This window comes from Myxococcus sp. MxC21-1, assembly GCF_032612255.1.
Classification (GTDB): Bacteria; Myxococcota; Myxococcia; order Myxococcales; family Myxococcaceae; genus Myxococcus; species Myxococcus virescens.
Genome location: NZ_CP123278.1, coordinates 3,947,391 through 3,966,748, shown reverse-complemented (window position 1 = coordinate 3,966,748; position 19,358 = coordinate 3,947,391). Strand labels below are relative to the sequence as shown.

The 19,358-nt window shown below is 68.5% G+C and carries 16 protein-coding genes and 1 tRNA gene; 7 read left to right on the top strand and 10 right to left on the bottom strand.

Annotated elements, in window-relative coordinates:
- The first annotated feature begins 48 nt into the window (after positions 1–48).
- Positions 49–834: a thioesterase II family protein gene (locus QEG98_RS18360; RefSeq protein ID WP_244171928.1), complete on the top strand. Its 786-nt coding sequence runs from the start codon at positions 49–51 to the stop codon at positions 832–834.
- A 9-nt stretch (positions 835–843) separates the two neighbouring features.
- Here the strand turns inward: QEG98_RS18360 and QEG98_RS18355 are convergent, their stop codons facing one another.
- Positions 844–1,620, bottom strand: coding sequence for a 4'-phosphopantetheinyl transferase family protein (locus QEG98_RS18355; protein WP_316567555.1), 777 nt, complete (start codon positions 1,618–1,620; stop codon positions 844–846).
- A gap of 201 nt (positions 1,621–1,821) precedes the next feature.
- Between QEG98_RS18355 and QEG98_RS18350 the strand changes: the two genes are divergently transcribed.
- The 4 genes from QEG98_RS18350 to QEG98_RS18335 all read left to right on the top strand — a co-directional run bounded on the left by QEG98_RS18350 (position 1,822) and on the right by QEG98_RS18335 (position 6,067).
- The gene (locus QEG98_RS18350; RefSeq protein WP_090491410.1) at positions 1,822–3,075 is read left to right on the top strand and encodes a glycosyltransferase; all 1,254 of its coding nucleotides are present in this window, start codon (positions 1,822–1,824) and stop codon (positions 3,073–3,075) included.
- A complete protein-coding gene (locus QEG98_RS18345) occupies positions 3,072–4,172 on the top strand; it encodes a hypothetical protein (protein WP_316567554.1) in 1,101 nt (366 codons plus the stop codon). The genes QEG98_RS18350 and QEG98_RS18345 overlap by 4 nt, the downstream gene beginning before the upstream one ends.
- Before the next feature lie 51 nt (positions 4,173–4,223).
- On the top strand, positions 4,224–5,363 hold the full coding sequence (locus tag QEG98_RS18340; protein ID WP_316567553.1) for a hypothetical protein: 1,140 nt from the start codon (positions 4,224–4,226) through the stop codon (positions 5,361–5,363).
- Between the two features lie 164 nt (positions 5,364–5,527).
- Entirely contained in the window at positions 5,528–6,067 is a 540-nt protein-coding gene (locus tag QEG98_RS18335; RefSeq protein WP_316567552.1) for a hypothetical protein, read from the top strand.
- A 172-nt stretch (positions 6,068–6,239) separates the two neighbouring features.
- Here the strand turns inward: QEG98_RS18335 and QEG98_RS18330 are convergent, their stop codons facing one another.
- Both QEG98_RS18330 and QEG98_RS18325 read right to left on the bottom strand, forming a co-directional pair.
- Complete coding sequence (locus QEG98_RS18330) at positions 6,240–7,847, bottom strand: Rieske 2Fe-2S domain-containing protein (protein ID WP_316567551.1); 1,608 nt, start codon at positions 7,845–7,847, stop codon at positions 6,240–6,242.
- Positions 7,848–8,113: 266 nt separating this feature from the next.
- A complete protein-coding gene (locus QEG98_RS18325; RefSeq protein ID WP_316567550.1) occupies positions 8,114–9,202 on the bottom strand; it encodes a carbohydrate-binding protein in 1,089 nt (362 codons plus the stop codon).
- 348 nt (positions 9,203–9,550) lie between these two features.
- Here QEG98_RS18325 and QEG98_RS18320 point away from each other — a divergent pair, with 348 nt between their 5' ends.
- Entirely contained in the window at positions 9,551–10,510 is a 960-nt protein-coding gene (locus QEG98_RS18320) for a TerC family protein (RefSeq protein ID WP_316567549.1), read from the top strand.
- Between the two features lie 148 nt (positions 10,511–10,658).
- Here the strand turns inward: QEG98_RS18320 and QEG98_RS18315 are convergent.
- The 6 genes from QEG98_RS18315 to QEG98_RS18290 all read right to left on the bottom strand — a co-directional run bounded on the left by QEG98_RS18315 (position 10,659) and on the right by QEG98_RS18290 (position 17,061).
- Positions 10,659–10,730 (bottom strand) — tRNA-Val (locus tag QEG98_RS18315).
- Positions 10,731–10,820: 90 nt separating this feature from the next.
- Positions 10,821–11,090 carry a hypothetical protein gene (locus QEG98_RS18310; RefSeq protein ID WP_011553508.1) on the bottom strand — a complete coding sequence of 90 codons (270 nt, stop codon included), beginning with the start codon at positions 11,088–11,090 and terminating at the stop codon, positions 10,821–10,823.
- 12 nt (positions 11,091–11,102) lie between these two features.
- Positions 11,103–11,528: an SCP2 sterol-binding domain-containing protein gene (locus QEG98_RS18305; protein ID WP_011553507.1), complete on the bottom strand. Its 426-nt coding sequence runs from the start codon at positions 11,526–11,528 to the stop codon at positions 11,103–11,105.
- A gap of 8 nt (positions 11,529–11,536) precedes the next feature.
- On the bottom strand, positions 11,537–13,156 hold the full coding sequence (locus QEG98_RS18300; protein WP_090491403.1) for an Hsp70 family protein: 1,620 nt from the start codon (positions 13,154–13,156) through the stop codon (positions 11,537–11,539).
- Positions 13,157–13,246: 90 nt separating this feature from the next.
- Entirely contained in the window at positions 13,247–15,325 is a 2,079-nt protein-coding gene (locus tag QEG98_RS18295) for an ATP-dependent helicase (RefSeq protein ID WP_316567548.1), read from the bottom strand.
- A gap of 44 nt (positions 15,326–15,369) precedes the next feature.
- Entirely contained in the window at positions 15,370–17,061 is a 1,692-nt protein-coding gene (locus tag QEG98_RS18290) for a HEAT repeat domain-containing protein (RefSeq protein WP_244171926.1), read from the bottom strand.
- A gap of 135 nt (positions 17,062–17,196) precedes the next feature.
- Here QEG98_RS18290 and QEG98_RS18285 point away from each other — a divergent pair, with 135 nt between their 5' ends.
- Positions 17,197–18,045 (top strand): CHAP domain-containing protein, encoded by an 849-nt coding sequence (locus QEG98_RS18285; protein WP_316567547.1) that lies wholly within the window; start codon positions 17,197–17,199, stop codon positions 18,043–18,045.
- A gap of 18 nt (positions 18,046–18,063) precedes the next feature.
- Here the strand turns inward: QEG98_RS18285 and QEG98_RS18280 are convergent, their stop codons facing one another.
- The gene (locus QEG98_RS18280) at positions 18,064–19,245 is read right to left on the bottom strand and encodes a glycosyltransferase family 2 protein (RefSeq protein ID WP_316567546.1); all 1,182 of its coding nucleotides are present in this window, start codon (positions 19,243–19,245) and stop codon (positions 18,064–18,066) included.
- Between the last annotated feature and the right edge of the window lie 113 nt (positions 19,246–19,358).

The following is a 19,358-nucleotide window of genomic DNA, read 5'->3' as shown; positions in this document are numbered from 1 at the left end:
CCGGGACTTGACCCGTTTTCCGTGGCCATGCGACAGAGCCTTCACGTCATGCAAAGCGCGTCCAACTCGAGCCCTCATGCCCCCGACCGCTGGTTCCCCACCCGGAAGCCGTTGACGGACCCGCGGCTGCGGCTGTTCTGCCTGCCGTACGCCGGTGGCAGCGTGGCCATCTACAACCAGTGGAGCCAGGGCCTGCCGGCGGGTGTGGAGCTGTGCCCCGTCCAGCTCCCCGGGCGCGAGCGCCGCCTGTCCGAGAAGCCCATTGGCAGCCTGCCTGCCCTGGTGGACGCGCTGCTTCCCGCCATCGCGCCGCTGCTGGACCGGCCCTTCGCCTTCTTCGGCTACAGCATGGGCGCTCGCATCTCCCTGGAGCTCGCCAGGCGCCTCCAGGCCCGCAATGGCCCGCGCCCCGTGGGCCTGTTCCTGGGGGCCGCAGGGCCGCCGTCCGTCAACACCCGCGAGCCTATCCACCACCTGCCTGAACCGGAGTTCATCGCGCAGCTGCGGCGCTACGACGGCACGCCCGAGGAGATCTTCCAGCACCGCGAGCTGCTGGAGCTGGTGCTGCCCATGCTGCGCGCCGACTTCGGCATCGCCTTCACGGAGGACGGCCCCCAGCCCGCGAAGCTGGAGGTCCCCATCTCCGTCGTCGGCTCGCCCGACGACAAGCACGTCCCCACCGCGAACCTGGAGCGCTGGCGCGACGAGACGCGGAGCGAGGACGTCCGCGTCCGCCTCTTCCCCGGCGGCCACTTCTTCATCAAGTCGCAGCGGGACGCCCTCCTCGCGCACATCAGCGAGGACCTGAACCGGTGGATGGGCCGCGCGCCCTGAGCCCGCCGTCTACGCCGCCTGGAACCGGGGCGGCGTGTCCCCGGCCAGCGGCACCGTGAACTGCCAGCGCACCGTCAGCGGCTGCCCACGGGGCCGGTTCACCGCCACCGCCGCCTGGTGCCGCTCCGACGGGCGCAGCTGAACGAACTGCCACGCCTCCGGCACGTCTTGCATCCGCGGGTCGAAGGAGATGCGCGGCGCCTGTCCCGGCTCCAGGTGGAAGGCGAACTGGTCCAGCGGCAGCGACAGCCCCGCGCCGCGCGCCTTGATGTAGGACTCCTTCAGCGTCCAGTACTCGAAGAAGCGCTCCCGGTGCCGCTCCGGCGGCAGGGCCTTCAGCGCCGCCACTTCCGAGGCGGCGAAGTAGTGGTCGGCGATCTCCACCGTCTCCCCCTTCCGCTGCGCGTCCTCCACGTCCGCGCCCAGCTCCGCGTCCCAGCCCACCGCCACCAGCGCCATGCCGTCCGTATGGGACAGGTTGAAGCGCAGCTTCGGGCCCCACTCTCCCCGCACCACCGGCCGGCCGTACGTGTTGGTGTCGAAGGCCCAGGCCTCCGGCGCCACCGGCGCGTAGCGCGACAGCGTCAGCCGCACCAGCGCATGGCTCACCAGGTACTGCCGCTGGTGCCGCTCGAAGCGGAAGCGCTGCTGCTTGTCGCGCTCCTTCGCGTCCAGCAGCGCCCAGTAGGCATCCAGGAGGCGCCGGTCGTCGATGCGCTCGGGCTCGACAATCCATACATGGACCTCATCTGGACGCAGCGTGAGGGGCTGGAAGTCTGTCGGCATGCCCCCTTTCTACCACCGCCGCCTGCTCGCCCCTGCGTGCTTCTGCGTGGCATGGCCACTGATGGCCACTGTCTCTGACCCTCGAGGCAGTTGGCACACACCGTTGCCCCCGCCAACCTTTCGCTCGCTCGTGTTGGGGTTCGCGGCGGCGGGTGGGGTCGCGACGAGGGCGGCTCGTGGCGTGATGGGGGGCAGGGACGGATGGAGCTCTTTCCAATTCAGTTACTTTTCATGGTGGTTCTGATGAACCGCTATGTCCTCGGGCCATTGCTACGGCGCCTGAAGGGGCGGAAGTTCGACAGAGTCGACGACACCTACCTGCCACGAGTCGCCATCGTCATCCCGCTGTTCAACGAAGGCGAAGGCATCTACCACGGCGTTCGAAGTCTCCTGGAGCAGGACTATCCCAGCCACCTGCTGCAAATCGTGGTGGTGGATGACTGCTCCAAGGACGACAGCTACGCCTGGGCACTGAAGGCGGCGGAGGGAAATCCCAACGTCATCGTCATGCGCAACCCGGAGAACATGGGCAAGCGCAAGGGCATCAACCGCGCGGTGAAGGCCGCCACGGACGCGGAAATCATCGTGTCGGTGGACTCGGACGTCATCGTCGACAAGGCCGCCGTCCGCCAGCTGGTGCGCCGCTTCGTCAGCCCGCGCATCGCCGCGGTGGGCGGCCGAACCTACGTGACGAACCGTCATCAGAACTGGATGACGCGGATGATTGAAATCAAGTTCCACTTCGCCCAGGAGTGGCTCAAGGACCTGGAGCGCAGCTTCCGCCAGGTGATGTGCCTGTCGGGCTGCCTCACCGCCTACCGCCGCCACGTGCTGCTGGAGCTGGAGCCCATCCTCGAGGCGCGCGCCATCGCGGGCATCCCCATCAAGTACGGCGAGGACCGGTTCCTCACGCGGCAAATCGTCAAGCACGACTACGAGACCGTCTACACGCTGGACGCCTTTTGCTTCACCGCCGCGCCGTCGACGCTGGCCGGGTACTTCTCCCAGCAGCTCCGGTGGCGCCGCTCCAACCTGGTGGACCTGCTGGGCGGCCTGTCACACGCCTGGCGGCTCCACCCGGTCGTGGCGGTCCACTACGTGTCGCAGCTCGCGCTGCTCCTCTCCTACCCGCTGGTCATCGTGCACAACGTCCTGACCGGCGAGTTCTGGGACATCCTCGCCTTCCACTTCCTGGTCATCGGCTTGCTGGGGGTCATCTATCGAATCGAAACACGGCACCTTCCCGCGGACCGGCGAGTCCACGGCGCCAGTTTCCTGCCCATGGCCCTGCTGATGCCGGTGACGTACGCGCTCTTCACGCCGCTGGCACTGCTGACGCTGGACTCGGGGAGCTGGGAGACGCGGGGCAGCGCCAGCGCCGCTCCCGAGACGTCGCCGGTCGACTCCGGGGGCCGCTTTCCTCCCACCCATGCTGGTGAGGGCACTACGCCATGAACCAACGCGTCGCCAATCGCGTCAACAGCATCGCCGTCTCCGCCTACAAGTTCATCGGTTCCCTGCTGCTCGCGCTCATCATGCTCGGGCTGGTGTCCTTCCTGTCCGTTCAGGGCTTCTTCCTGGTGAGCCGCAGCTGGGTGACCCCCACGGTCATCTCGCCGACGGACCCACAGATTCTCACGCTCAATACGCAGGTGGCCGCGCAGACGTCCGCGCGCGACCACGTGCTGTCGGACCGGCGGTCGGTGGAGAACCGCATCTCCGACGCCGAGCGCACCGTCGCTGCGGAGCGCGCGTTCCAGCAACGTTTCCTCGTCGCCCTGCGTGGCGAGCGCGACGCCAGGGACCGGGTGGCACAGCGGCTGTCGTTGCTGCGCCGTGAGTACAACAACGCCCGGGCGGAGATTCTCCAGTCCAACCGTGCCTTCGCCGGACTGGCGCGCACGCGCACCGACGCGCTGTACGACGCGCGCCTGATGGAGCAGGAGGAGAAGCTCACCATCAACCACCACCTGGCGCAGCTGGCGCAGAGCAACCTGTCACTGGCGCAGTCCTCGGCGGACCTGGAGACGCGGCTGGATTCGCTCCAACGGGAGATTGCTGGCCTCTCAGCGGTGCAGTCCGGGATGGGCAAGAACGAGACGCCCCAGGGCATGACGTCCGACGTGCTGCTGCTGGAGCGCGAGTACACGCACTCCGTCCTGGAGCAGGCCCGCGCGGAGGCGACGCTGAAGAGCCTCCAGACGGACCTGGCCGCCCTGGACGAGGTGGCCCTGCGCTACGACACGCTGATTGCGTCGCTGCGTGCGTCGCCGTACCTCAAGGCGATCGAGAGGGACCTCACCGTCGCATTCGTCCCGTACGAGAACATCCCGAACGCCGAGCAGGGCACGCCGCTGTACTCGTGCGCGGCCAAGGTCATCTGGTGCCACGAGGTGGGCGTCATCGGGCGCGTGCTCGAGGGCGAGGTGTCCCTCAAGCACCCCATCCGCCAGTACATGCTCCGCGGCGTCATGGTGGAGGTCCAACTGACGGACGCGCCTTCCGCCCGGGAAGACCTGCTCCACCTGGGCCGGCCGCCGCTGCTGCTGTGAGTCCTACCACCCTTTGACTGGAGACGGCCTCGGAGCCGGAGACACTCGACCATGCGGATGACCGTCACTTGTGGCGCATTGCTGTCACTTGCCGCGCGCCTGGCGCTGGCCCAGCCGGCGCCTCCTCCCGCGGGAGAACTCACGTCGCCGTCCAGCGAGGACCGGGCCGCCGGTTACTGCGACTTCGTCCGCGGCGTGGGCAGCGCGGAGGCCGCGCTCGAACTGGCGCCCGAGCTGTTCGGGGCCTTCGGCGTGGTCAACGCGGGCGAAGCCAGCGGCGGCGCTGGTACCACGCCGCTGGGTGAGCCGACCCCGCGTGTGACGGCGGGGTTGATGTACGACCTCGTGGGCATCTACCGCGGTCGAGCCATCCACAAGCGCGCGGAGGCGGACTGCCGCCGGCAGCGGGCGATGACGGTGCTGGAGTCCGCCATTCGCCAAGGCAGCGGCCTGGGCGAACAGGCCGCGCTGGAGGCCCGAGCTCGCGTTCTGGAGGAGGCGCTGCCCCACGCCGAGGCGCTGCTCACGTCGCTTCGCAACGACATGAAGCAAGGCCTGGTGACGCTGGAGGAGCTGAACGCGGTGCAGGTCCGGCTGGATGGGCTGCGTCAGCTTTCCAGCAACACCCAGATTGCTCGCGAGCGGCTGGCGGCACGGCCTCGGCTTCAAGAAGGTCAGCGGCTGGAGAGTGTGCTGAACGAGCTGCGAGCCGCGGATGACCAGCTCGAGACGTATAACGGCGCGCTGCGCCGCTCGCGCGCCTGGCGCGTCAGCCTGCGCGGTGGGTACGACGAGCTCATCGACGTCGACCAGGACCTGCCCCTCTTCGGGCAGCTCACGCTGTCCTACAATCTGGGCCACCTGTGGCAGGGCTCGGCCAACGCACGGGCGAGGGAAGGCCGCCGTCGCGCGACGCTCGATGACGTGTCGGGCGTGCCCCAGCGGGTCAACGAGCTGGTCGCCGAGCTGCGCACCGTCCACCGCACCGAGGAGGGCCGGCTGCGTGAGGTGAGTACCCTGGTGTCGGACCTGGAAGCGCAGCTGAAGTCCATGGACGCGCTCCAGACGCGGGAGGTTCGCCGCTTCCGCGGCTATCTGATGATGGAACTCACCCGCCTGCGCGCGGAGCAGGCCTATTTGCATGCCCATGTGGAATCGCTTCAGTCCTTCCTGGGTGCCCGGTCGCCGTGACACCGCGCCGACTGTTCGTGGCCTGCGGCGTCCTGGCCGCGCTGCTGGGCGCCGGCTCCAGTCCAGCGAATGAAGGCCGGGATGGCGGTGTCGCGCCACAGCTCGCTCCGAAGGAACGGGATGAGCCGCGCCGCCCAGGGGCTCTCCGGAAGAAAGGCAGGCCCATGCTGACGCGCGTCCCATTGTCCCGACTGAAGGTCACTGAAGGAAGCCTGGAGCCCGGCCCCGGCGAGCAGCTCCTCGTCGACGGGCCGCGCATGCGCGCCATCGTGCATGGAAGCACGACGAGCAACGTGGCGCTGCGCTTCACCCTGCTAGGCCCCACTGAGCGCCAGGTGGCCCTGGCTTCGGGGGAGCAGCGCCAGCAGGTGGGTCTCAAGCTCTTCGCGGTGGATGCCTGCAACGTGCTGTACGCGATGTGGCGGCTGGCACCCAAGCCGGGCATCGTCGTCAACTTCAAGCGCAACCCGGGACAGCACACCAGCCGCGAGTGCGGAAACCGGGGCTACACCGTCCTGCGCCCCGAGCAGCACGTCCGGCTCGAAGCGCCCTCGACAGGCGAACCCCACACGCTGCGGGCCCAGGTCGACGGCAAGGTCCTCCGCGTCTGGGCGGACGACACGCTCGCGTGGACGGGCCAGTGCCCGAAGAGGCGCTCGCGCCGGATGCCCCGGTGGGCCTGCGCTCGGACAACGTCCGGCTGAGTCTTCAGCTCTCGACGCCGCCGCACTGAAGGGGGCGGACCTTCCGCGCCAGCCCACCGAACGCCCACGGCCGCTCCGAGAGGCGCGCCAGGGGCACGCCGTCACCGGCGCCGCGCTTGCGTCGTCTCCCCTGAGCGCCACGGCAACCGCGCGGCGCCCAGGGGACGCGGCACTACAGCTGAGGCTGCGGATCCGCCGCCGGCGTCTGGGGCTTCTCCTGCTCACGCTCGGGCAGCAGCTCCGCGCAGAGCGTGGACGTGTTCTGCGTGCACACGCCCCCGGCGTCCAGGTCGAACTGCCAACGGTGGCGCGGGCACACCAGGTAGCGCCCCTCCTCCACCCAGCCCTCGGACAGGTCGGCGCCCTGGTGGGGGCAGAAGCGCTGGATGGAGAAGCGCCGCCCACCGGCCTCCACCACCGTTCGCTCCCGCTGGGACTCGGTGGAGCGGATGCCCTCGCAGAACTCGCGCATGTCCTCGATCTCCACGCCCAGGAAGCCGTGCAGCACCGGCTCGTACACGTCCGGGTTGCGGCTCAGGCGCAGGCGGAACGACAGCAGGAAGTCCTCCCACGTGAGCTTGCGGTCCAGCACGCGCCCCACGTCGGCCGCGCTCGTCTTCAGCGTGTAGCGGACCTCTTCCTGGATGTCCGCCACCACGTGGACACGGCGCGCCTTGAAGTCCACGCGCAAGAGCTTCTCCGGAAGCTCCGTCAGCTCCACGTAGAGCGGCATGCCCACGCGCTCGTGCAGGTCGAGGAGGTCCAGCTTGCGCTGCAGCTCCACGCGCAGCCGCTCGTGAATCTCCGCCACCTCCGCGACGAGCAGGTTGCGCCGCCGCTCGCGGAACACGGACTCCTGCCGCTTCGCGTAGTCGTGCAGGTACGCCTTCTGGTTCTCCGGCGTCACCCGCTCGGCCACCTGCGAGACGAACTCCAGCGACTTCGCGTCCAGCACGTCCCCGGGCATCGGCTCCAGGTAGCGCGTCTTCCCCTGGGGCAGGCGCTGCCGCAGAAAAGCGAAGAGCTGTGTCGCGTTCGGGAAGATGTTCACCTTCTCGAAATTGAGGTGGAACTGCGCCGGGTCCAGGAAGGCCGCGGGCCCGGCCGCCGCGATGTACGCCCGCGGATGAATCACCTCGAGCGTGCGCGCCACCGCCTCGAACTTGCTCTCCCGCTTCTTCAGCGAGATGGCCGCGTAGGTCTCCGCCGGGTACTCGTAGCAGGTGGGGTGCCAGATGGCCCCGGAGAACTGCGCAGAGAACACGTCGATGGGCCCCTCCTCCGCGACGATGCGCCCCATCCGGTCATGGAGCTTGCAGTCGTTGATGTTGAGGAAGCACTGCCCGTCACCGCGCACCATCACCGCGGAGTCGCGGTTGGTCCCCTGCTCCGACACGAACAGCTTCACGTAGCCGCCCTTGATGGGGACCTCGCGGCCGTCCTCGCAGGCGATGACCTGCTTGCAGCCATACCTGGCGAACACGTCCTGCAGTTCGGAGCGGTGGAAGCGCGGCACCAGCACCGTGAAGTCCCTCTGGCGGATGGTGGCCAGGAACTCCGGGTCGAAGTGGTCCTTGTGCTCGTGGCTGACGTAGAGGTAGCGCTCCTTGCCGGGCGTCTCCAGCTTCTCCCGCACTCGCGGCGCCAGGTGGTGGTTGCACGGCAGCTGCATCCACGCCGAGTCGAATGCCCCGCGGGACGACAGCCACGGGTCCATGACGACAATGGCCCCCGCCGTCTCCACGACGAACCCGGCGTGGCCCAGGAAAGTAATGTGCATGGGAAGTCTTCCTCTCTGACAGCCAGTGGGCCGGCCTGAGCGCCGAGCCCCGGCGAAACAGGGCTGCCGGCGGCTGGCTGGCGCGTCGGCGCCCGCAAGGTGGGGAGGCCGAAGCCACACTCGCCACCCGCCCGGGAGGTGGACCTTCCCGTCCATGGACGCACGAAGGGCGCGGAGGACCTCGTCGGGTCCCCCACGCCCTCGTGGGACTGCGGACTGCTGTTCAGGCGCGCCCCCAATCAGCGGGCGCGCCAGGCATCAGCGGCTCACTGCTCCGGCGCGATTTCGCGCACGGACAGCCACTTGAAGTCCACGTCGTCGGTGCTGTCCCAACGGAACGTGGCGATGGGGCCACCCCACGTGAGCGGAATCGCGCCATCCGCGCCGCCGCAGTGCTCGGCGTCACCGCCCCAGTCACCGGCGTCCACGAAGTCGTAGACCTTCTCCCAGGAGACCTTGTCGGCGTTCTCGTTGAGGTACAGCTCCAGGTGCACGGCCTCCTTGCCGTTGACCTGCGTGTTCCGCATCACCGTCTTGAAGCCCACCCAGCGGCCCGTCAGCGGCTCCGTCACCTTCTTGTACGGCGCCTGCTCGTAGGAGACGTGCCACGCCTCCTTCTGGAAACGAGCCCGGCCATCGAAGTGCAGCGCGCCCTTGTAGCTGCTGCCCTCACAGCCCTCGTGGTCGTCGTTGTGCTTCCCGCCACGCGCATACATGTCGAAGTTGTCGGACTCATCGGACGCGGAGTTGAGCTTCACGAAGCCCGTCATCTCGATGTTCTTCCAGTCGTTCGGCGACTGCATGTAGCCACGGCTGGCGAGCACGTCACGGTCATACGTGGCGATCTCATTCGGCTTGTAGCCGGTGGACGTGAAGACGTTCATGCGCACCTTGTCGCTCTTGAGATTCCAGGAGCCGTCCGAGTTGCGCGTGAGGTCGTCCTGCGGATCGAAGCGGCTGTCGGACATCGCGTCGTCGGCCAGGAACCACTGCTCACCGCCGGCGACGGACGGGTGGATCATCGTCACGCCGAACTTGTCCGCGCCCGACTCGACAGGTTGCTCGGGCTCGGTCGACGGGTCCTCGGGATGGGTCGAGGGCTCGTCGGGCGGCGTGGTGGCGACAGGCCCCTCCGGCGAAGTGTCAGAGTCCCCAGGCTCCGGGGTGCCAGGGGTCTGGCCACCGGGCGTCTGCTCGGACGGAGAGGGAGCAGGCACCTGCGGAGACGGGCCAGGGGTCTCGGTCCGCCCTGGCGCGTTGGAATCCTCGTTACCAGCTTCATTCCCACAGCCCGTGATGGCGGCCAGGGCGAAGAGCGCACCACACGTCGAGGACAGAAAACGATTCCGAGTCAAAATAGCGTCCTTACTGCTTGAGGCATGAGGGTGACGAGTCCCCAGGCGCCTATCGCCTGGAGTTGGCTCGACGCGTCCTTCCGTCGGGAGGAGTAGCTGCCTCAGGGACGGTGACGCCTGGCTGGTCTCATAGCCCCGTGTTTGATTTTTCCAACCGGGACGGTTCCAAACCCATCGCCTTCAAAACCACTTCCCAAACATTTGGGATGTTTTTGACTGCCCGTATGCCCTCCAAGCGACAGAGGGAGAACGGCCGCATTTTGCCCGGGTCCTTCGGTTTTCCCGATGGAGTGTGGCTGGAATTCCTATTTGTGGAAGGCTCGGATGACTCCTATCTGACGCCCCCATATGGAAACCTTCCCAAGCGTTGGCAGCCCGGGCCTGTGGGCCGGCTTTATCGCCTTCGTCATCGCGATGCTGGCGCTCGATCTCGGCGTCTTCCACCGCAAAGCCCACGTGGTGAAGTTCAAGGAGGCCCTGGGCTGGAGCGCGGTGTGGGTCAGCCTGGCGCTCGTCTTCGGCGCGGGTGTCTGGTGGAAGTTCGGGCCCGAGCCCGGCCTCCAGTTCATCACCGGCTACCTCATCGAAAAGTCGCTCTCCGTCGACAACATCTTCGTCTTCGTCGTCATCTTCTCGGCGCTGCGAATCCCCGCGCTGTACCAGCACCGGGTCCTCTTCTGGGGCATCCTCAGCGCGCTGGCGCTGCGAGCCATCATGATTTTCGCGGGCGTGGCGATGCTGGCCCGCTTCCACTGGCTCATCTACGTCTTCGGCGGCTTCCTCATCATCACGGGCGTGAAGCTCTTCCTCCAGCGCAACAAGGAGGACAACCCGGAGGAAGGCGCGCTGATGCGCCTGGCCCGGCGGACCATCCCCTCGACGCCCAACTTCGACGGGCACCACTTCTTCACCGTGGAGAACGGCCGCAAGCTGGCCACGCCGCTGCTGATGGCGCTCCTGCTGGTGGAGGCGTCGGACATCCTCTTCGCGCTCGACTCCATCCCCGCCATCTTCGCCGTGACGACGGACCCCTTCATCGTCTTCACGTCCAACATCTTCGCCATCCTCGGCCTGCGCTCCATGTTCTTCATGCTGGCCGGCGCGGTGGAGAAGTTCAGCTACCTGAAGGTGGGCCTCTCCGCGGTGCTCGTCTTCGTCGGCGCGAAGATGGCGATCATCGACTTCGTGAAGGTGCCGCCCGAGGTGTCCCTGTCGGTCATCGCCGGCCTGCTGGGCGCGAGCATCGTCGCGTCGCTCATCAAGGCCCGGCACACGCCCACCGGCGACGCCGACGCGCCCAAGGTCTGAGCCGCACCGCGGCCTCACGCCGCGTTTCCAAGCCCACTCCGCGAAGCATGCGGGGTGGGCTTTCTTGCGTCTGGCGAGGCGGTGAAGGCGGAGCCCCCAAAAGCAGAAAGGCCGTGAGTCCCGATTCGGACTCACGGCCTTTCTTGAGTGGGCGCAGCAGGGTTTGAACCTGCGACCCCTGCCGTGTGAAGGCAGTGCTCTACCGCTGAGCTATACGCCCTTCTGCTGTCTGCTGCCCGCCGCCGGTGTTGCCAGCGGCGAACGCGGGTGTAGATGCCATTCGCCCGCTCAGGTGTCAACGCATTTTCGACTACAGCGCGCCGAGCTTCTCATCGAGCTCACGCAGCCGGCGCTTGAGGCCGGACAGCTGCTTGCCCAGGGCCTTGAACTCGCTGCGGGGCGCGAAGTTCAGCGCCTTCATCAGCTCCTCCTGCCCCCGGTCGAGCGCCTGCTTGCCGCGCTGGGCTTTCCCAATGGCGTTGGCAATGGCCATGGCGCGACGGTCGTCGGCCATGAGCTTTTCCATGGCCTTGCCTGACACGTTGAGGGCCTGCTTCTTCAGGTCGTCCTTGATTCCCATGGGGTCTCCCGCTCAGGGCTCGTCGATGAACTGCGTCTGCAGCTGCGCGAAGACGCGGTCGGCGATGCCCTTGTACTTCATGCGTTCGATCAGCGGCTGCAGGTCGCCCTTCATGGAGATGCGGCGCTTGAGCACCGCCTCTACCGGGTCCAGCGTCCCCTTGAGGAGCTGCTTCCAGACGCTGTAGGGCGCGCGGGCCAGGTACACCGGCTCCAGCTCGTCCAGGTCGTCCGGATCCGCCAGGACGCGCGCCTTCTCGATGCGGCAGTCACCGGGGACGACGTGCACCACGAAAGCCTTCGCCAGCTTGCCGGGCTCGGCTTCCACCACCGCCCCGAAGTCGCCCTTCCAGCCCTTGCCGGCCATGGCGCACTCGGGATCCTCATTGGTGAGGCGGACCGCTTCGTCCACCCACTCCTTCGACGGGAACTTCGCCATCTGGACTCCTAGCCCCTCCGGAAGATGCTCTTGATACTGGAGAAGAGCCCCCGGTCGTCGCTCCCGCTGCTGGAGCTGGGCACCTGCTGTGAGTGACGCGACGCGACCTCCTGGAGCGCCCGCTTGAGCTGCTCCGGCGTGTCGCGGGTGGCGAGGTCCACCTTGCGCATGCCGCTCGCTTCCTCCACCGTCACCTGGAGCAGACACTCCTCGGTGAGGCGGAAGTCGATCTTCCGGCCGGCGGCGGCCGAGGGCACACGAACCGTGCCCAGATATTCGTTGTCCACCAGCAGGTCACTGTCCCCCTGGTAGATGTCCAGCTCGATGAAGGGCGAGCCCGGCTCCTTGGGAGGAGGCAGGCGGAAGCTCTTCACCATGGGAATCAGCGAGTTCTTCTCGATGATGCGCTTCACGCGGCCGTTGGGCATCGCGTAGCCAATGGGCATGGACAGCGCGTCCAGCAGCGTCACCGCGTCGATGCTGCCCAGCGAGTCGCCCAGCAGCGCCGCGCCCAGGGCCACGCACTCGTCCGGGTGGACGCCCTTGCGTGGCGCCTTGCCGAAGTGCGCCTGGATCTTCTGCTGCACCAGCGGCATGCGGCTCTGGCCGCCCACCAGGATGATCTCGTCGATCTCCGCGCGGGAGATGCCCTTCTCCGCCAGCACCCGGTCGCAGATCTCGAAGGTGCGGTCCACCAGGTCGCCGGTGAGGCTGTTGAGGAACTCGCGCGTCAGGGGGATGCGCATGTCCATCGGCTTGCCCTTGCGCTCGTCGATGTAGGGCAGGTCGATGACGACGTTGGGGATCAGCGTGAGGTCGATCTTCGCCGCCTCCGCCGCGTTCTTGATGCGCTGGAGCGCGATGGGGTTCTCCGTGTTGAGGTCGACCTTGGTCTCCTCCCGGAAGCGCTCCAGCGCGTACTCCATGATGCGGTTGTCGAAGTCCGCCCCGCCCAGGAAGGTGTCGCCGCCGGTGGCCAGGACTTCGAAGACATTGCCGGCCAGGTGCAGCACGGACACGTCGAAGGTGCCGCCGCCCAGGTCGTAGACGAGGACCTTCTGATCCAGGCCCCGGTTGAAGCCGTAGGCCAGCGCCGCGGCGGTGGGCTCGTTGACGATGCGCTTCACGTCGAAGCCCGCCAGCCGGCCGGCCTCCTTCACCGCGTTGCGCTGGTTGTCGTTGTAGTAGGCCGGGACGGAGATGACCGCCCCCTCGATGGGGCCGCCCAGGAACTGCTCCGCGATGGTCTTCACCTGGCCCAGCACGAAGCTGGACACATGGGGCAGCGAGTACAGCTTGCCGCCCATCATCACCGCGGCGTCCCCGTTGGCGCCCTCGACGATGTCGTAGGGGAAGTAGCCCCGGAGCTCCTCCACCGTCTTGGAGTTGTACTTCCGCCCGATGAGCCGCTTGGTTCCCCAGAGCGTGTTCTTCGGGTTGGTGACCATCTGGTCCTTGGCCACCCCGCCCACCAGCAGGTCGCCGCGCGCCGACAGCGCCACGACGGAGGGCAGCGTGAGGTTGCCGCGATCGGTGGGGACGATCTTCGGGATACGGTTGCGGACGGACGCCACCAGCGTGTTGGTGGTTCCGAGGTCAATCCCGATGATGCGAGGTCTGTCCGCCATGAAGTGAGGGGGCTCGTGCCAAAAGACGCCGCCCCTGACTCCACTGTCTATCACGTCGCGCACGGGAGTGCGCGTTTCTGGGCGCCGGTGTCAGTCCACCGGGTCCGATCCACCCGGAGGGGGACCATCCTGCCCCACGGACGCCTCGGGCTCCGCCTCCAGGGTGGACAGGATGCACCGGTCGAACGGTGCGTCCTCCCCGCCGGGCAGTTCCTGGAGGAACCGGGACGGACGCAGGAGGATCCGCTCCCCGTCCCGGGGCAGCACCGACTGGGGGTACACCAGCGCCAGCGTGTCCCGCGCCCGGGTCAGGGCCACGTAGAACAGCCGCCGCTCCTCTTCCTCCTCCTCGGGCAGGCGCGTGGCCAATGACAGCGGAAACCGCCCGTCCGCCAGCCACAGGACGAAGACGGCCCGCCACTCGAGCCCCTTGGCCTGATGGACGGTGGACAGCGTCAGGCACGCCTCCGACCCCTCCTCCCTCAAGGCCTCCCCCGCCGCGAACTCCGACACCAGGGCGATCTCCGACAGGAAGCGCGCCACGTCCTCGAAGCGGCCGGCGAACTCCGCCAGCTGGCGGACGTCGTCCTCCCGGTGCTCCTCCTCGGAGAACTCCGCCCGGAGGAAGTCCGCGTAGCCCCCGGCGAGGACGTCCTCGATGAGGCGCCCCGGTGAAGGGGACGCCTCCGGCCGGGTCAACCGCCCCATCAGGTCACCGAAGGCCTGGAATCCCTTCTGTGCCTTGCGTGGCAGGTGCGCGCGGACGTCCGCATGGGCCAGCCCCTCCGCCAGGGGAGTCCCCTCCGGCGATGCGCGCAGAGCGGTCCAGAGGTGCTCGGCCGTCGCCGGTCCCACGCCTGGGACGCGCCGGATGACGCGCTTGAAGGCCAGCTCATCCCCCGGGTTGTTCACCAGCCGGAGGTGGGCCAGCACGTCCTTGATGTGGGACTGCTCGAAGAAGCGGACGCCGGAGCGCACCCGGAAGGGGATGCCGCGTCGGGTCAACTCCAGTTGCAGCTCCAGCGAGTGGTTGTGAGCCCGGTACAGCACGGCCATGTCCTCCAGGGACAGGCCCTGGTCGCGGAGCTCACCGATGCGCTGGGCCACGTAGGCGGCCTGCTCCCCGGCGTCCCGGGCGGGGACGATGAGCGGCTTGACGCCCGGGGACCGTGCCGCCGTCAGCACCTTGGGGAACTGGTTCGTATTGAGCGCGATGGAGGTGTTGGCCAGCCGCAGGATTTCCGGCGTGGAGCGGTAGTTGCGCGTCAGCGCATGGACGGAGCAGCCCGGGTAGCGTTCGGGGAAGCCGATGATGTTGGTGAAGTCCGCGCCCCGGAAGCTGTAGATGGACTGGCAGTCGTCCCCCACCACCGTGAGGTCCTTGCGCTCTCCGGCGAGCAGATCCACCAGGTCGCCCTGGAGCCGGTTGGTGTCCTGGTACTCGTCCACGAGCACGCAGCGGAAGCGCTCGGTGAGCTGGGCCTTCACGTCCGGGTGATGCGTCAGCAAGCGCTTGAGGTGCACCAGCAGGTCATCGAAGTCCATCAGGTGCATCTGCGCCTTTCGCTGCTGGAAGCGCGCGGCGGCGGCGAGCACCTCGGGTGCCAGCGGCAACATCTGCGGCCGGCGGTCCATCAGCACGTGTGACACGGGCTGCTGGAGGTTGGCCGCCAGGGAAACCAGGTCCAACACCAGGTCTGGCCGGGGGAAGCGCTTGTCGCTCTTGAGCCGACGCTCGGCGATGCACGTCACCATCAAGTCCCGCGCGTCCTCGCGGTCCAGCACGGTGAAGTTCGTGGAGAAGCCCAGCACCCCCGCGTACTGGCGCAGCAGCACGTGCGCGGCATGGTGGAAGGTCCCGCCGAGGATGCGCCGCACGTCCACGAAGGCGCCGGCCAGCTCCTCCACTCGGCGCGTCATCTCCCGAGCCGCCTTGTTGGTGAAGGTGAGCAGGAGGATGCCCTCGGGCGGAACACCCCGCTCCAGCATGCGCGCCACCCGGAAGGTCAGCGTGCGCGTCTTGCCGGAGCCCGCTCCGGCAATCACCAGCACGGGCCCCTCCCCCGCCTCCACCGCGCGCAGCTGCTCCTCGTTGAGGAGCGCGGCATAGTCAATCCGCAGCGAGGGCTTCGCGGCCGGAGCCTGGAGCGTATCGGTGCGGGAGGCCATGGGGACGCAGACTCTAACCGGCCCGGCGCACCGGGACACCCGGATCAGGGAACCGGCTTGAGCGCGGTCAGCCGGGCGGACGCGGCCTCGCGGACCTGGGGCGACGGATCCCGCTCCCGGGCCACCTCCAGGAGCAGCCGCCCCACCTGCGGCAGCTTCGTCGCCACCGAGTCCAGCGCGGCGGTGCGCTCCTTCACGGCGTTCTCCAGGCGGTCACGCACACCGCGGTCCGCGCACGTCTTCACGCCGGGCGACTGCTCACGCAGCAGCAGCTCCGCGTCCGCCAGCCGCGCGTCCGCCAGCCGCTTGGCGTCCGCCGCCTTGCGCTCGAACTCGGCCAGGTCCTCGGGGAACTCGGTGCTCGCGGACCGGGCGCGGGCAATGGCCTCCGCGGCGAAGTTCGCGTTGACGGCCGCCGCGCAGAGCTGCCGCGCCGACGCCAGGGGAACACGCCCTTCGGGCGTCACCGGCTCCTCCTGCGCCACCTCCAGGGACCACAGCGCCAGCTGCCGCGCCGCCACCGCCGCGGAGAAGTGCTGGCGCCGCTCCTCGCGAATCTGCACCCAGCGCCGCAGGATGACCGGATCCGGCACGCCCGACTCGGCGGCGCGCTGGTACTCCGTGGACGCCTGCGCCAACTGGCCGGACAGGTCCAGCAGCACCGCCACCGTGAGGTACATCTCCGCGCTGGTGGCGCGCTCGCGCAGGGCATCCAGGCGCGAGGCCACCTCGTACTCCGCCACGGGCTTGGGCAGCGCCGCCAGCACCGTGCGCAGGGACTCCAGGGCGTGCTGACGGATCAGCGGGTTGCGCGCCGCGCGAAGGCTCTCCAGCAGCGGATCCAACACGCGCACCGACACGTGCTGACCCAGCTCCTCCGCGGCCTGCCAGCGGTCCAGCGCGTCGGGCGCCACCAGCGCGCGGTTCAGGTCCTCCACCCCGCGCAGGTAGTGCCCCACGTGGGCGGCTTGGGCCAATGGCTCCGGCCGGGCCAGGGCGGCGCGCTCGGCGCGGGCGTGGGCCAGCCGCGCCGGGAAGGCGGTGAGCTTCGGGCCCAGGGGATGGGCCTTCACCCGGGCCTCGGCCTCGTCCACCAGGCCAGAGACGAGCAGGCCCTCCACTTCCAGTTGCAGTAGCAGGACGCGCGCCTCCTCGCGGTGCGCGCCGGCCGGGTGCTCCTTGAGGTACGCGAAGAGCTTCGTCGCGCCGGAGGCCTTGGCCTGCGCGAAGGCTTGAGCATCCAGGCGGGCCTCCACGTCCTGGCGGCGGGGATCATCCGGCGACGCGCGCAGGTACTCCGCCAGCTTGCGCGGATCCTCCGTGGTGGCCAGCTCACGTGCTTCCGCCTCCGCCAGCAGGCGCTTCGCCTCGTCGCGCTGGACGCCGTCCGGGTGCTCCTGGAGGAACTGGCGCCAGCCGGCGACGGTGTCCGTCTCCTTCGCCCCGTTGAAGCGCAGGCCCTCCAACAGCGTCTTCGCCGTGCGCGCCTGGGCCGCGTCGGGGTACGCCTCCAGGAAGCGCTTGTAGGCAATCACCGTGTGCAGGCGCTTCGCTTCCTCGAACTCCAGCTCCTCCAGCCGCGCCTCGGCCGCGTCGGTGTCCGCGTGCGTGGGGTACTCGCGAAGGAAGGCGCGATAGCCGTCGATGGTGTCCTTCTTCGCCGCGCGGTCATACGGCGAGGGGATGCAGCCAGTGGCCAGCAACAGGACGGCGAGGGCTCGGCGAAAGGAGGCCATGTCCCTGGAGCAATACCGCACCCGCGCCCACCCGGAAACCCAAGCGCGGACGGACGGCTGCCTGGGTAGGTTTTTTGACGACACGGCTTCCCGGGCGGACCATGTGCCCCCAGGACGCTACAGGGAGGTCGCACCATGAGGACAGTCACGCTGATGGGAATCCTCGCCACGCTGGCGACCGGCTGCGCCACCACGGGCGCGCCGCTGGAGCCATGGCTGGACTCCTACAGTCTTCGCTACCGCTCCGCCTCCCCGCCCGCCTTCCCGCGCGAGTCCCTTTCCAAGCAGGTGGCCACCGCGAACCGCGAAGCGCCCGCGGCGCGTCCCGGCACGGTGGCCGCCCGCCCGGCCAAGGCGTCGGGTGGCAACTCCCGCGCGACGCCGGCCCGGGCCACGCGCCCCACCCCCGTGGCCGGTGATGCCCGCGCCAAGGTGGTGACCACGGCGCGCTCGCTGGTGGGCAAGACGCAAGTCGCACTCAACGGCCGCAAGTACCCGTCCGACTGCACCGGCCTCATCGAAGGCGTCTACGCCCAGGCCGGCGTCACCTTCCGGGGAACGGTGCAGCCCGGCGACAACGGCGTCACCGCCATGTACCGCTTCGCCCGCTCGCGAGGCCGCGTGTACTCGGAAGAGCGGCCGACCCCGGGCGACCTCGTCTTCTTCAACGAGACGTATGACCAGAACCGCGACGGGCGCCGCAATGACGGCCTCACCCACGTGGGCATCGTGGAGAACGTCAGCGCCAGCGGGACGGTCACCGTCATCCACCGCGTGCGCCGAGGCGTCGTGCGCTACCGCATGAACCTGGAACGCCCGCACCTTCGGAGGGATCCGAAGACGGGCGAGGTGCTCAACGACATGCTCCGGCACCCGGGCCCCAACCGAGAGCCCGTCCTCACCGGGCAGCTCTTCGGGGGCTACGGCAGCGTGCTGCCCAAGAGCCCCAAGGCCCAGAAACCCGTCCCCGTGGCACTCCGGTAACGGGCTCCTGGATTCCGACTACGCGCGCGCCGTCCGGTCCCACGCGGCGCGCTGCGAGTTGCGCAGGAAGCGCCAGAACCCCACGACGATGGCCAGGTTCATGGTCACGAAGTAGTACGCCACCGACGCGGCCTTCTTCGCCGTGCCCCGCTTCAGCACCCCCGTCTTCCCCAGGTACGCGAGCGCGTAGAACAGCACCTGGCTGAACAGGGTGAACTGGTAGAAGAGCCGGTCCAACAGGAACAGGTTCGCCACCAGCGCCATCCCCATCAGCGCGGGGGCGCACCAGCGCAGCAGCTTGTGCGACCAGAAGGCGAAGGCCGGGAAGCCCGCGGTCGGCAGCAACAGCCCAGGCACCATGCGGATGCTCTGGAAGTTGCCCGCGGCGATGCGCGCCCGACGGCCGAACTCCTTGCCATAATCCTCCGTGGTCTCCTCGTGCGCCACGGCGTGCTCTTCGTAGACGACCTTGTAGCCCTGATCCAGGATGCGCAGCGGAATCACGAAGTCGTCCACGATGGTGGACGGCGGCAGCAGGGTGAACAGCGAGCGCCGGATGGCATAGAGGCCACCGTTGGCGCCCACCACCGCGCCGCGCCGCCCCTCGTACATCTTGATGAGCGACTCGTAGCTCCAGTACGCGCTCTCCTCGTAGTCCTGCTTCGTGGGGTTGTAGAGCCGCAGCTTGCCGCAGACCGCCCCCACCTCCGGGTCCTCGAAGTGGCGCACCAGCCGCTCGATGGCCTCGGGTTCGATCATCGTGTTGGCGTCGGAAAGAACGACGATGTCCCCCTGCGCCATGGGGATGCAGCGGTTGAGCACCGTCGTCTTGCCCGCCCGAGGCGCCGGTGACAGCCGCACGCGCGCGTCGGAGCAGGCGCGGACGATGTCATCCGTCCCGTCCGACGAACCATCCGAACCGATGAGCACCTCGAACCGCTCCGCCGGGTACGCCAGCGCGAGGCTGTTCTCCAGCTTCTGCTGGATGCACGAAGCCTCGTTGTAGGCCGCCACCACCAGACTCACCGAGGGCAACGCCCGCTGCCCGCTGGAGCCCTGATTGACTGTTTCCGCGCGCCGCACATCGCGGGCGTTCTTGAGCACCTGCGCGGCCCCTTCGAGCAAAAAAAGGCTCAAGGGATAGAGAAAGTAAGTGTGTGCTAGCAGCAGCACGGCACACCAGAAGAAGACCTCCGCCATCTACCCTGCCTCCCAGCACCCAGTCCTCGAAACGGGTCCGGGTTCAGCAAGAGGCGTGCCTCTTCCACGCGCTTGAAATCACAGGCAGTGGCGCCACGGAGGGCTCTGCACTG

Excerpts from the sequence above, each read along its gene's own strand:
- QEG98_RS18360 (WP_244171928.1), top strand. The coding sequence starts at position 49 with ATGCAAAGCGCGTCCAACTCGAGCCCTCATGCCCCCGACCGCTGGTTC.
- QEG98_RS18355 (WP_316567555.1), bottom strand. The coding sequence starts at position 1,620 with ATGCCGACAGACTTCCAGCCCCTCACGCTGCGTCCAGATGAGGTCCAT.
- QEG98_RS18350 (WP_090491410.1), top strand. The coding sequence starts at position 1,822 with ATGGAGCTCTTTCCAATTCAGTTACTTTTCATGGTGGTTCTGATGAAC.
- QEG98_RS18345 (WP_316567554.1), top strand. The coding sequence starts at position 3,072 with ATGAACCAACGCGTCGCCAATCGCGTCAACAGCATCGCCGTCTCCGCC.
- QEG98_RS18340 (WP_316567553.1), top strand. The coding sequence starts at position 4,224 with ATGCGGATGACCGTCACTTGTGGCGCATTGCTGTCACTTGCCGCGCGC.
- QEG98_RS18335 (WP_316567552.1), top strand. The coding sequence starts at position 5,528 with ATGCTGACGCGCGTCCCATTGTCCCGACTGAAGGTCACTGAAGGAAGC.
- QEG98_RS18330 (WP_316567551.1), bottom strand. The coding sequence starts at position 7,847 with ATGCACATTACTTTCCTGGGCCACGCCGGGTTCGTCGTGGAGACGGCG.
- QEG98_RS18320 (WP_316567549.1), top strand. The coding sequence starts at position 9,551 with ATGGAAACCTTCCCAAGCGTTGGCAGCCCGGGCCTGTGGGCCGGCTTT.
- QEG98_RS18310 (WP_011553508.1), bottom strand. The coding sequence starts at position 11,090 with ATGGGAATCAAGGACGACCTGAAGAAGCAGGCCCTCAACGTGTCAGGC.
- QEG98_RS18305 (WP_011553507.1), bottom strand. The coding sequence starts at position 11,528 with ATGGCGAAGTTCCCGTCGAAGGAGTGGGTGGACGAAGCGGTCCGCCTC.
- QEG98_RS18300 (WP_090491403.1), bottom strand. The coding sequence starts at position 13,156 with ATGGCGGACAGACCTCGCATCATCGGGATTGACCTCGGAACCACCAAC.
- QEG98_RS18295 (WP_316567548.1), bottom strand. The coding sequence starts at position 15,325 with ATGGCCTCCCGCACCGATACGCTCCAGGCTCCGGCCGCGAAGCCCTCG.
- QEG98_RS18290 (WP_244171926.1), bottom strand. The coding sequence starts at position 17,061 with ATGGCCTCCTTTCGCCGAGCCCTCGCCGTCCTGTTGCTGGCCACTGGC.
- QEG98_RS18285 (WP_316567547.1), top strand. The coding sequence starts at position 17,197 with ATGAGGACAGTCACGCTGATGGGAATCCTCGCCACGCTGGCGACCGGC.
- QEG98_RS18280 (WP_316567546.1), bottom strand. The coding sequence starts at position 19,245 with ATGGCGGAGGTCTTCTTCTGGTGTGCCGTGCTGCTGCTAGCACACACT.